Source organism: Sorangium sp. So ce321 (assembly GCF_051530195.1).
Lineage (GTDB): Bacteria > Myxococcota_A > Polyangia > Polyangiales > Polyangiaceae > Sorangium.
The window spans coordinates 2,807,870-2,819,913 of the sequence record NZ_CP150329.1; the positions used below are offsets into that span (position 1 = coordinate 2,807,870).

Here is a 12,044-nt window from a genome sequence, read left to right on the forward strand (position 1 = left end):
GCCCGGCGCGGGTTCCGGAGTACCATGAGCGGATGGTGAGATCTCGCCGCTGGCATCGCGCCGCGCGCTCGCAGCCGCGCACCCCGGGCGGCGCCGCGGCTGCGCTCGACCAGGCCGTGGGGTCGGTCTGCCGGTTCATGAGCCCGAGCAGCCCGAGCCGGTCGCGCCAGCCGAACGGCCGCCTTCGCGCGCGGGTCGCGTGCTTGCCCGCGCATTCCTCGTCCATTAGCCTTCGGACTCGGCCCGCGGAATGACGCAAGACGCCAACAAGAAGCCGCTCGGACGCATCCTCCTGCAGCAAAGGGCGGTCACTCAGCCCCAGCTCGAACAGGCGCTCCTCGACGCGCGTGCGAAGGGGGTTCCCCTCGCCACGAACCTCATCGAGAGCGGCACCGTCTCCGAGGTCGCTGCGCTGAAGGCCCTCTCCGAGCAGAGCGGCGTTCCTGGCATCGATCTCAATCAGGTCTGCATCAAGCTGAGCGACCTCTCGATCTTGCCCCGCGAGATCGCCGCGAAACACAAGCTCTTGCCGGTGCTCGTCCGCGAGGATCGGATCCTCGTGGCCATGGCCGCGCCCGCCGACAAGAAGGTGATCGACGAGCTCGAGTTCGTGACCGGCAAGCGCGTCTTCCCGTACATCGCGCTCGCGGGTCCCCTCGTGCGGACCATCGCGGCCGCCTACGACATGAAGGAGCAGGGCGAGCCGTTCTATGTCGGCGCGAAGTGCCCGCCCGAGGTGCTGAAGCGGGCCGGTCTCGGCGCCGCAGCGGCGTCCACCACCGAGGCGCCGCCCGCGCCCGCCCCTGCGCAGCCGGCGCGCCGGCCTCCCTCCGCCGTGCCTCCGTCGACGGTGTCCCAGGCGTCTGTACCGCCTGCGCCGCAGGCCCCGCCGGCTCCGAGCGCCGCCCCGCCCGCGCGGCCCGCGCCGGAGCGTCCGCGCGACGACGCGGAGATCTCGTTCGCCGATCTCACCGACGAGCCGAGCCCGCCGGCGGCCACCTCGCCGTCGCGCATCTCCTCGGCGGGCCCGCCGCTCGTCGTCGACGACGCCATGCGGAGGGCAGCGGCGGCCGACGAGCTGACGGACACCGACTTCGGCACCGCCGACCGCGACCTGTCCGTCGTCGAGTCGCTCCCGGGCGCGGGCAACAAGGCCCCGCAGGGCGATCAGACCACCGTCCTGGTCGTCGATGACGAGCCGGAGATCCGGAAGCTGCTCCGCCGCATCTTCGAGGAGCGCGGGTACCGCGTCGAGGAGGCCGACCGCGGGCTCCTCGCCCTGCGCATGGTCAAGGAGAATCCGCCCGACGTGATGATCCTCGACGCCATGCTGCCGGAGGTGCACGGCTTCGACATCGCCCGCCGCATGAAGGGCACCCAGCGCTACGGCCACATCCCGATCATCATGATCTCGGCCGTGTACCGCGGGTGGCGCTTCGCCGAGGACCTGAAGTCGAGCTACGGCGTGGAGGCCTACATCGAGAAGCCGTTCCGCGTCGCCGACGTCGTCGCCGCGGTGGAGAACGCGCTCCAGGCGCGCTCGATCCGCGGGGATCAGGACCGGATCTCGGCCGAGGCGGAGCGCCTCCTCGCCGCGGGGATCGCGGCGTACCGCGCGGGCGATTTCGACAAGGCCGTGCGTCACCTGCGCGAGGGCACGGCGATCGACCCGCTCGCCTACCGGCTGCACTTCCACCTCGGCCTGCTCTACGGCAAGCAGGGCCAGCTCTACGACGCGATCCAGGAGCTGGAGACGGCGCTGCACATCAATGGCAAGCACTTCCCCGCGCTGAAAAACCTCGCCGTGCTGTACCAGAAGGCCGGGTTCCGCAACAAAGCCATCGAGACATGGGAGCGCGCGCTCGGCGTCGCCCCCGATGACCCGACGCGGCAATCCATCAAGGAGCACCTGCTCGGGTTGCTCTGACCGCGCCTACCCCATGTCGTTTGGGGTCAAGCTGTCGTAGACTGCGCGGATTCCACCGGCAGCTTCCACCGGCAGGCGCGTCCCTGGATGAAATTCCTCTGCGATAACTGCAAGGCCAAGTACCAGATCGGCGACGACAAGGTCGCTGGCAAGTCGGTACGGATGCAGTGCCGGCGATGCGGGCACCTCATTCAGGTCAGCGCGAGCGTCACCGAGAGCTCCGTGGCGCAGGCGCTCCCCGTGGAGCCGCCGCGCGCGGCAGGCGACGACGCGCACCTCGCCCCGCCGAGCGACGAGGCGCCGGCCGCCGGGACAGGTGCGCCGGCCGCCGGCGCCGCGAGCCGCGCGAAGGCGCCGCCCGCATCGTCCCTGGGCCAGGGCGCTGCGCCGTCGCCGCCCCGGCCAGCCTCGCAGTCCCTCCCGCGCCCCGGAGGGGCACCTCGACCTCCTGTCGCTCCGCGCGCCGTCCCCGGCCCCGTCGCGCGGCCGGCGCCGGGGCTGTCGGGCGCGTCGGGCCCTTCAAGCACGTCGACCGCGTCGAGCCCTTCGAGCACGTCGACCGCGTCGAGCCCGCGCCCCGCGACCGCACCGCAGGCGCCGCCGGTAGCTCGGGCCGCCCAGCCAGCGCCCGGGAGGCCCGCGACCGCCGCTGCGCCGGCTTCCCGAGGGGCAGAGCCCGCGCCGGCGGCCTCTCGAGGGGCGGAGCCCGCGCCGGCGGCGGGGGTCGCCGGCGTGTTCAAGCGGTCGATGTCCGACGACCGCCCCCTCGCGAAGGCGCCGGCCGTGCGCTCCACGTCGAGCGAGGATTGGTATGTCGGGGTCGGCGGTGTCCCGCTCGGCCCGGTGAGGCTGTCCGTCATCCGCGAGAAGGCGCTGGCCGGCGCCGTGGACGGCGACTCGCTCGTCTGGCGCGAGGGGTTCGACGAGTGGCTGCCGCTCAAGAACTTCCCGGAGCTGCTCGAGATCGTCACCCAGGCCCAGTCGACCCGCGTGTCCACGCCCGCGCGCCGCACCAGCAGCACGGGCTTCTCCGTCGGTCAGGCGCAGGTCCCTCCCTCGGCGCGCATGCCCTCTTCGGCGAGGGTCCCTCCGCTGGCCGTGTCCACGCCCGCGCGCCCTGTCGCGCGCGAGCCCGAGCCTCCCGGCGTGGACGATCCGCCTCCGGCGGTCGCCGGCTCGGTCGCTGCCTTCACGGCGGCGGGGACGCCGGCCGCACCGACCCCGCCCACGTCTGCTGCGCGCCCCGCGCCGGCCACGCCGGCGGTGAGCGCGCCGGCTGCGTGGCAAGGCGCCCCCGGCGGCGCCGCGCGCGGCCAGGCCGCGGGCGCGCCGCTCGCGGTACTCGCCGACCCGTTCGCGGCCGAGCCGGCGGCCCCGGTCGCCTCCACGCCGAAGCCCGAGCTGGCGGCGCCATCTGCGGCCAACGTGGGTCGCCCCGCGGGTGGCGTGGCGGCGGGCGGCTCGCCTTTCGCCGCGGCGTCCGCTGGCAGCGGCCTGGCTGCCGGCAGCTCGCCGTTCACGGCGGCCCCCGCGGGTGGCGTGGCGGCGGGCGGCTCGCCTTTCACGTCGGCGCACGCGGGCGGCTCACCGCCGGCGGCCGCTCTCTCCTCCGTGGAGCCCGCCCCCCTGGTGGCCACGCCTGGCAGCCTGGTCGAGACGGTCGCGCCGAGGCGGCGGTCGGGCATGAGCCCGCTCGCCTACGCCTTCATCGCGATGGCAGCGGCGTTCGGCGGTGTCTCCGCCTACGTCCTGCTGTCTCCCAAGCAGCCGCCGCCCGTGCAGGTCGTGACCGCCCCCGCCGCGCCGATCCAGCAGCCGGCCAGCTTGCCGACGGCGGCCCCTCCGCCCCCGCCGAGCGTCGATCCCGAGACGCCTCCGGCGGCCGAGACAGCGTCGCCAAGGCCGGAGGTCGCCACGCCGGGCAGACCGGGCAGCGCCGCTGGCCAGCGCCCCCAGCCGGAGAAGCCGGTCGCCTCGGGGAGCTCGGCCCCGATCGACAGGTCCGGGTTCGGCGCCGGGGTCCCCGGCCCCTCGTCAGGGCCGGGCACCCAGGGCGCAGGCTCTGGCCTGAGCCAGCTCTCTCAGGGGGAGATCTCCAGCGTTGTCGAGTCGAACCGCCCCAGCGTCCGGCGCCACTGCTGGCAGCCCGCCCTCGATGCGCGCGCCAGCAACGCGTCCACCACCGCCCGCGTCTCGGCGTCGGTGGTCATCGGCGCGTCGGGCGCCGTCCAGTCGGTCTCGGCCGGGGGGTCGGAGAAGGACTACCCCGGCTTGTCGAGCTGCATCGGCTCGCGGATCAAATCCTGGCGGTTCCCCCCTTCCTCGGGCTCCACGCCCGTGACCATCCCGTTCGTCTTCGCCGCCCAGTAAGGGCGCGCGCCACGTAGCTGTGTAGGGGAGGCCGCACCGCCGGGGCGCTGAGGCCGCACCGCCGGGGCGCTGCGCTTTACGCCTGCCCAGGCAGGCGGTAATCGACGCGATCATGGCAGAGCGCAAAGTCCGAATCCTCGTGGCGAAGCCCGGCCTGGACGGCCATGACCGCGGCGCCAAGGTCGTCGCACGGGCACTCCGCGATGCCGGCTTCGAGGTGGTCTACACGGGCCTGCACCAGACGCCCGACATGATCGCCTCCGCCGCCGTGCAGGAGGACGTCGACGCCGTGGGCCTGTCGATCATGTCCGGAGCGCACAACACGCTCTTCCCCGCCGTCATGGAGGCCCTCCGCAAGCACGGGGCCGATGACATCGTGGTGTTCGGTGGGGGCATCATCCCGGACGAGGACATCGCTCGCCTCCAGAACGCCGGCGTGAAGGGCGTCTTCACCCCCGGGACCACCCTGAAGAGCATCGTGGAGTGGGTCCAGACCAACGTGACCCCCCACAGCTGACCGGCGCGGCGGCTGGGCTCCCCACTCTCCTCCACCGCCCGCGCGCCCGCCGGGCCTCCCCCCGGCTGACCGGCGCGGCGGCTGGGCTCCCCACTCTCCTCCACCACCCGCGCGCCCGCCGGGCCTCCCCCGGCTGACCGGCGCGGCGGCTGGGCGCCCCCACTCTCCCCCACCGCTTCGCCGGACGCCTCCCCCGCCGGAGCTGACGGGCCTCCCCCGCCGGAGCTGACGCGCCTCCCCACCGCACCCCTCGGCCCGAAGCCGAGCCCGCTCGGTTTCCGGGGCGCCGCCCCACCGCCCAGCCGCGGATCGCCGCGCCCGCAGCGGCGATCCGCCTTGCTTCTTTTCCGCCTTGCCAGGACTCCGCCAGACGTGCTCGCGCCCCCCGCAGAGGGCTCCCCACTTCGCCCCACGAACCGACCCGATCCGCCAACTTGCGATTATTTGCGCTGTTTTGTGGGGTAATACTCTGGAGGTGAATGTCCTACATAGGTAGCCGTTGGGGTCCAGAAATCTTCCAAACTGTTGACACTCGGCACCTCCCTCCGTAGCGTGGCGGAGCTTCGTGGGAAGAAGTGGCAGAGAATGTCACGAGGCGGCGTGCACCCGGTGGCGCAACGCGCCACCAAGCCCTCGGCGGGACAGGCCAGCCGCAGCTGGGGTCGATGAGCACGATGTTTCGCGGTCACTTCGAGCACGCGATCGACGCGAAGGGGCGCACGAGCCTCCCTTCGCGCTTTCGTGACGTGCTCGCAGCCGCGAACGACCTGCGCATGGTCATCACCCCGGCCCTCTTCGACCCTTGCCTACATGCCTACCCGATGAAGGCGTGGGAGGAGCTGGAGGCCAAAATTGCAGCGTTGCCGCAGTTTGATTCCAACGTGGTCGCATTCCGGCGCCGCTACCTGTCCGCGGCCGTCGAGTGCGACCTCGACAAGCAGGGCCGGATCCTCATCCCCCCGTCGCTCCGCGAGCACGCCAGCCTCACCAAGGACGTGCTGTGGGCAGGGATGGGACAGACGATCGAGCTCTGGTCGCAGGAGCGGTGGAAGGCCGCTCAGCAGATGAGCGAGGTCGAGCTCCAGAGCTTCAAGGCCGCAATCGCGGAGCAGTTCCGCCTATGAACGTCGTCAATGTAGTCCCCATGCACCTCCCCCCTCCGCCGCCGCGCCCGCGAGGCGAGCCGCACGTCACCGTCCTCGGCCGCGAGGTGCTCGCCGCGCTCTCGCCGGTCAGCCAGGGCGTCTACGTCGACGCCACCCTCGGCGCCGGCGGCCACGCCGAGACGATCCTCGAGACGCTCGGCACCCGGGTCATCGGGATCGATCGCGACGAGCGCGCCCTCGCCATCGCGCGCGCCCGGCTCGCCCGGATGGGGGATCGGGTGACCTACGTTCACGGTGAGTTCTCCGAGATCGAGCGGCACCTCGAGGCCCTCGGCGTCGCGCGGGTGGACGGCCTCGTCGCGGACATCGGCGTGAGCTCCATGCAGCTCGACGACCCGGCCCGCGGCATGAGCTTCCGCGCCGAGGGGCCGCTCGACATGCGGATGGACCCGAGCCGCGGCGAGACGGCGCTCGAGCTCATCCAGCGGATCAGCGACGAGGAGCTCGCGGACCTGATCTACCGCTACGGCGAGGAGCGCCGCAGCCGGAGGGTCGCGCGCTGTATCAAGCAGGCGGCCGACAGCGGCGAGCTCGAGACGACGCTCGACCTGCGGCGCGCCGTGGTGCGCGCCGTCGGGCCGGCGCGCATCGGCGGCGTCGATCCGGCGACGCGCACGTTCCAGGCGCTGCGCATCGCCGTGAACGGAGAGCTCGACGAGCTCGAGGCGCTGCTCGCGGCGGCGCCGCGGATCATCGCGCCCGGCGGCGTGCTCGCCGTCATCGCGTTCCACTCGCTCGAGGACCGCATCGTGAAGCGCGCGCTGCGCGAGCCGGACGTGTGGCAGCCGCTCACGAAGAAGCCGGTGACCGCGGGCGACGACGAGATCGCCGACAACCCGAGGGCGCGCAGCGCGAAGCTCCGCGCCGCGCGGCGCATCGGCCGCCCGGAGTCGCTCGCGTGAGGCAGCGCCCGTTCCTCGTGCTCTGGACGCTCGCGGTGGCCGCGACGGTCGCCGCGTTCGTCGTGCACCTCGCCCTGCGAGGGCGCACGGTCGACCTCGGCTACAAGCTCGGGCGGGCGCGCGCGGAGCAGGCGCGGCTGCGCGAGGTCAAGCGGGTGCTGTCGCTCGAGGCGGCCAGCTACGAGACGCCGCAGCGCGTGGAGATGGTCGCCCGCACGCTGCTCGGCATGACGCCGCCGCCGCCCGAGCGGGTCATCCCGGTGCGGGGCTACGCGGCGCTGCCGGAGGAGCGTGAGCCGGCGAGCGGGGAGGCCGGCAACGCGCCGCCGGGCGGGGGGCAGCAGGAATGAAGAACCTCGACCCGCGGCGCGCGCGGTGGATCCGCATCCGCATGGGGCTGCTCTGCGGCCTCATGGCGCTCGGCCTCGGCGGCGTCGTGTCCGGCGCGTACCGCATCGAGGTCGAGGACGGGGACGCCTGGTACGACCTCGCGGAGCGCCAGCGCCAGCGGCGGCTCCACATCACGCCGAAGCGCGGCACCATCTACGACCGGAACGGCGCGCCGCTCGCGGAGAGCGTGGAGGTGCCCAGCGTCTCGGTGGACGCGGTCGAGATGCTCCGCGGCATCGAGGAGAAGTACATCCCGACGCAGATCCAGCAGTACGCCGAGCGCATCGCGCAGGCGCTCTCGCTGCCCGTCGAGGACGTCGTGGAGAAGCTCGGCCGCCGGCGACGCTTCGCCTGGCTGAAGCGCCGCATCTCCGAGCAGGAGGTCGAGAACGTCCGCGCGCTCTCGGACCGGAAGCAGCGCTACCCGGTGCGCGGGCTCGTGATCGAGGGCGAGGGGCGCCGCTTCTACCCGAACCGCGAGCTCGCCGGCCCGCTGCTCGGCTTCGTCGCCACCGACGGCGAGGGCAAGGAGGGGATCGAGCTCAGCCTCGAGCACGAGCTCCGCGGCAACGCGTCCGAGGTGCGCGGGCTCCGCGATCGATCGGGCCGGCTCATCTTCTCCGAGGGGATCGAGGACGAGCAGGCGCTCGCCGGGCACAACGTCCACCTGACGATCGACAAGGGCATCCAGTTCACCGCCGAGCGCGAGCTCGAGGCGGCCATGAAGACCTACGAGGCGCTCGGCGGCTCGATCGTCGTCATCGATCCCGAGAACGGCGAGATCCTCGCCATGGCGAGCGCGCCGGGGTTCAACCCGAACGACTACTCGCAGAGCGACCCGGGCGCCCGGCGCAACCGCTGCGTCGTCGATCGCTTCGAGCCTGGATCCACGATGAAGGTGTTCGCCATCGCGAGCGCGCTCGCGGCGAAGAGCGTCTCTCCGAGCGCGACCATCTACTGCGAGGAGGGGAACATGGCGATCGACAACGTCGTGATCCACGACACGCACGTGCACAAGTGGCTGACGTTGCCGCAGATCCTCGGCCAGTCGTCCAACATCGGCACGGCGAAGATCGCGCTCGGGCTCGGCGAGCAGCGGCTGTACGAGGGCTTCCGCCGGTTCGGCTTCGGCGACCTGACGGGCGTGCCGCTGCCGGGCGAGTCCGTCGGCGTGCTCCGGCCGCGCGGTCGCCCCTGGGTCCAGGTCGAGACGGCCGCGGCCGCGTTCGGGCAGGGGATCAGCGTGACCACGCTCCAGCTCGCGATGGGCATGGCGGCGATCGCCAACCGCGGGCGGCTGCTCGAGCCCATCCTGATCAAGCGGATCACCGACGGCACGGGCGTCACGCTGTCGGAGCCGTCGCCGCGCGTGCGCCGCGACGCCGTGCCCGCGCACATCGCGCGGATGACGTCGGAGATGCTCGTCGCGGTCACCGAGGGGGAGGGGACCGGCGTCGAGGCGGCCATCCCGGGCTTCCGCGTCGCGGGGAAGACGGGCACGGCGCAGAAGATCGATCCAGCGACGGGCAGGTACACCGATACCCACTACGTGGCGTCGTTCGCCGGGTTCGTCCCGGCCGAGCGGCCTCGGCTCGCCATCGCGGTGGTGCTCGACGAGCCGATGGGCGGCACCTACGGCGGCGGCTCGGTCGCGGCGCCCGTCTTCCGGCGGGTCGGCGAGATGGCGCTCCGCTACATGGGCGTTACCCCGCGCGGGAGCGTGCCGATGAAGCTGTCGGAGATCGGCGAGCAGTCGGGGGAGGACACCGCGGCGAACACCTACCAGGTGCTCAGCGAGGCGCGCGCCGCGGCCGCGCCCATCTCGACCGCGGTGGTCACGCCGTCCGCGCCGCTCAAGACAGGGGAGCTGCGCGTCCCCGATCTCACCGGCCTGCCGCAGCGCGAGGCGGTGAAGAGCGCCGCGACGCTCGGGCTCGACCCGAGCGTCGAGGGCACGGGCAGGCTCACGCGCCAGGAGCCTCCGGCGGGGACCGTCCTGCCCAAGGGATCGCCGCTGAAGCTCGTCTTCGAGCCGCCCACATGACAGAGCGCGACCAGACAGAGGCCTCCTTCACCGAGGCCGAGCTCGCGCTCCGGCTCGGCGACGTGCTGCGCGAGATCCCGGGCGCCGCGCTCTCCCCCGCGGAGGCGGCGGACATGCCCGTGACGGGCGTGCACCTCGACTCGCGCCAGGTGGCGGAGGGGGACATCTTCGTCGCGCGGGCAGGGGCGCGCGCGCACGGCGAGCGCTTCATCCCCGAGGCGGTCGCGCGCGGCGCGCGGGCGGTCATCCTCGCCCGCGGGAGCGCGGCCGACACGCTCGGCGCCGCCCGCGTCGAGGTGCCCGACGTGCCGCTCGCGCTCGCGCAGGCCGCGGCGGTGGTCTACGGGCACCCGACCTTCACGCTCGAGGTCGTCGGCATCACCGGCACGAACGGCAAGACGACGACGGCCCACCTCGTCCAGGCCTGCGTCGACCGGTGCGGCGGGCGGGCCGGGATCGTCGGGACGCTCGGCTACCGCTTCGAGGATCTCGACGTCCCCGCGTCGCACACGAGCCCAGAGGCCGACGAGCTCGCCCGCGTCGCGGCCGCGATGGTCGAGCGCGGCGCGACGCACCTCGTGATGGAGGTCTCGTCGATCGCGCTCGCGGCGAAGCGCGCCGACGCGATCCGCTTCCGGATCGCGGTCTTCACGAACCTCACGCAGGATCACCTCGACTACCACGGCACGATGGAGGCGTACGCGGCGGCGAAGGCGCGGCTGTTCGTGGATCTCGGCCCCGGCGCCGCCGTCATCAACGTCGACGATCCCTTCGGGCGGCAGCTCGTCGAGATGCTCGCTCCGGGCGGGCTGTCGCGCCCGGCCGCGGCGACGCTCGCGCGCTACTCGACCGCGGTGGGCGCCGGCCCGGACACGGCGGAGATCGCCCCCGTCGAGCTCGCGCACTCGGCGGGCGGCATCTTCATTCGAGCCCGCACCCCCGCCGGCGAGGTCACCGTCCGCTCCCACCTGCTCGGCGCGCACAACGCGTCGAACCTGCTCGCCGCGCTCGCCGTGGCGTACCTGCTCGGGTTCGACGTCGAGGACGCCGCGTCGGCGCTCTCGTCCCCCATCCAGGTCGCGGGCCGCCTGGAGCGCTGCGACGCGCCGGGCGACGACGATGTGATCGTGCTCGTCGACTATGCCCACACGCCCGACGCCCTCGCTCGCGTGCTCGCGAGCGTCCGCGCGCTCAGCCAGGGGCGCATCCTCTGCGTCTTCGGGTGCGGCGGCGACCGCGATCCGCTGAAGCGGCCGCAGATGGGCGAGGCGGTCGGCCGCGCCGCCGACGTCGCCCTCGTCACCAACGACAACCCGCGGAGCGAGGACCCGCGCGCGATCGCCGACGCCATCCTGCCGGGCCTCGCCGCGGGGCGCGCGCGCGTCGTCGTCGAGCTCGACCGGGCGCGCGCGATCGAGCGCGCGGTGCTCGAGGCCGAGCCGGGGGACCTCGTCCTCATCGCCGGCAAGGGCCACGAGCCGTACCAGATCATCGGCGATGTCACGCTGCCGTTCGACGATCGCGACGAGGCGCGCCGCGCGCTCGCCGCTCGCCGCGCGCGGTCCATGGTCGACCAGCGATCGCACGGAGGCGCGGCGTGATCTACGAGCTCTTCTACCCGCTCAAGTTCCACTACGGCTGGCTGAGCTGGCTCAACGTCCTCCGGTACATCCCGTTCCGCACGATCATGGCGACGATCACCGCCATGGTGCTGACGTTCGTGCTCGCGCCGTGGTTCATCCGCGAGCTCCGGCGCAAGCAGATCGGGCAGGTGGTCCGCGCCGAGGGGCCGGAGACGCACAAGATCAAGGCGGGCACGCCGACGATGGGCGGCGCGCTCATCCTGCTCTCGCTGCTGCTCCCCACCGTGCTGTGGGCCGACCTCCGGAACCCCTTCGTACTCGCGACGACCGCCGTCACCGCGGGCTACGGCGTCATCGGCTACCTGGACGACTTCCTCAAGATCAAGCGGAGGAACAGCGGCGGCCTGCCGGGGCGCTACAAGCTCATCGGCCAGGTGCTCATCGGCGGCGCGGCCGTGGCCTACACGTTCCTGCTCGCCTCGAAGCTCCCGCCGGACTGGGCGGAGATCAGGACGCGCCTCTCGATCCCGTTCGTCGCGTTCTCGAAGTACCCGATCGAGCTGCCGCTCTACGCCTACGTCCCGTTCGCCGTCTTCGTCGTCGTCGCGACGTCGAACGCCGTGAACCTCACCGACGGCCTCGACGGGCTCGCGATCGGTCCGGTGATCATCAACGCGGGGACGTACCTCATCCTCGCGTACATCGTGGGCGCGTCGATCGCGAACTTCTCGCTCGCGACCTACCTCGACATCCCGGCGATCGCGTCCGCCGGCGAGCTCTCGGTGTACTGCGGCTCGGTCATCGGCGCCGGGATCGGCTTCCTCTGGTACAACACGTACCCCGCCCAGGTCTTCATGGGGGACGTCGGGTCGCTCGCCCTCGGGGGCGGGCTCGGGATGCTCGCCGTCTTCACCAAGAACGAGCTCCTGTCGATCATCCTCGGGGGGATCTTCTTCATCGAGACGGTCAGCGTCATCACGCAGGTCCTCTCGTTCAAGCTCACCGGCAAGCGCGTCTTCTTGATGGCGCCGATCCACCACCACTACGAGAAGAAGGGGTGGGCGGAGCCCAAGATCATCGTTCGCTTCTGGATCATCTCCATCCTCCTGGCGCTGGTGTCGCTGGCGTCGATGAAGCTGCGATGA

General features: G+C 72.8%; 10 protein-coding genes and 1 pseudogene. 10 read left to right on the top strand and 1 reads right to left on the bottom strand.

What is annotated here, in order from left to right; all coding sequences use genetic code 11:
• Positions 1-250 precede the first annotated feature (250 nt).
• Together WME89_RS10890 and WME89_RS10895 are read left to right on the top strand one after the other, a co-directional pair.
• Entirely contained in the window at positions 251-1,927 is a 1,677-nt protein-coding gene (locus WME89_RS10890; protein ID WP_437625084.1) for a response regulator, read from the top strand.
• Positions 1,928-2,014: 87 nt separating this feature from the next.
• Positions 2,015-2,107, top strand: a pseudogene (locus WME89_RS10895) (zinc-ribbon domain-containing protein); the annotation flags it as partial.
• Between the two features lie 11 nt (positions 2,108-2,118).
• On the opposite strand, the gene WME89_RS10900 reads toward WME89_RS10895, so the two are convergent.
• Positions 2,119-2,667, bottom strand: a complete 549-nt coding sequence (locus WME89_RS10900) for a hypothetical protein (RefSeq protein WP_438012102.1) — start codon at positions 2,665-2,667, stop codon at positions 2,119-2,121.
• Positions 2,668-2,674: 7 nt separating this feature from the next.
• Here WME89_RS10900 and WME89_RS10905 point away from each other — a divergent pair, with 7 nt between their 5' ends.
• The 8 genes from WME89_RS10905 to mraY all read left to right on the top strand — a co-directional run bounded on the left by WME89_RS10905 (position 2,675) and on the right by mraY (position 12,044).
• Positions 2,675-4,297, top strand: coding sequence for a GYF domain-containing protein (locus WME89_RS10905; protein WP_438011919.1), 1,623 nt, complete (start codon positions 2,675-2,677; stop codon positions 4,295-4,297).
• A gap of 112 nt (positions 4,298-4,409) precedes the next feature.
• Positions 4,410-4,814 (top strand): cobalamin B12-binding domain-containing protein, encoded by a 405-nt coding sequence (locus WME89_RS10910; protein WP_437625085.1) that lies wholly within the window; start codon positions 4,410-4,412, stop codon positions 4,812-4,814.
• A 665-nt stretch (positions 4,815-5,479) separates the two neighbouring features.
• The gene (mraZ, locus tag WME89_RS10915) at positions 5,480-5,938 is read left to right on the top strand and encodes a division/cell wall cluster transcriptional repressor MraZ (protein WP_436626482.1); all 459 of its coding nucleotides are present in this window, start codon (positions 5,480-5,482) and stop codon (positions 5,936-5,938) included.
• A gap of 20 nt (positions 5,939-5,958) precedes the next feature.
• The gene (gene rsmH / locus WME89_RS10920; protein ID WP_437625086.1) at positions 5,959-6,882 is read left to right on the top strand and encodes a 16S rRNA (cytosine(1402)-N(4))-methyltransferase RsmH; all 924 of its coding nucleotides are present in this window, start codon (positions 5,959-5,961) and stop codon (positions 6,880-6,882) included.
• Positions 6,879-7,232, top strand: coding sequence for a hypothetical protein (locus tag WME89_RS10925; RefSeq protein WP_438009146.1), 354 nt, complete (start codon positions 6,879-6,881; stop codon positions 7,230-7,232). The genes rsmH and WME89_RS10925 overlap by 4 nt, the downstream gene beginning before the upstream one ends.
• Entirely contained in the window at positions 7,229-9,316 is a 2,088-nt protein-coding gene (locus WME89_RS10930) for a penicillin-binding protein (RefSeq protein ID WP_438009147.1), read from the top strand. Before WME89_RS10925 ends, WME89_RS10930 begins: the two co-directional genes overlap by 4 nt.
• Complete coding sequence (locus tag WME89_RS10935; RefSeq protein ID WP_438009148.1) at positions 9,313-10,917, top strand: UDP-N-acetylmuramoyl-L-alanyl-D-glutamate--2,6-diaminopimelate ligase; 1,605 nt, start codon at positions 9,313-9,315, stop codon at positions 10,915-10,917. The genes WME89_RS10930 and WME89_RS10935 overlap by 4 nt, the downstream gene beginning before the upstream one ends.
• The gene (gene mraY / locus WME89_RS10940; RefSeq protein ID WP_437625090.1) at positions 10,914-12,044 is read left to right on the top strand and encodes a phospho-N-acetylmuramoyl-pentapeptide-transferase; all 1,131 of its coding nucleotides are present in this window, start codon (positions 10,914-10,916) and stop codon (positions 12,042-12,044) included. Before WME89_RS10935 ends, mraY begins: the two co-directional genes overlap by 4 nt.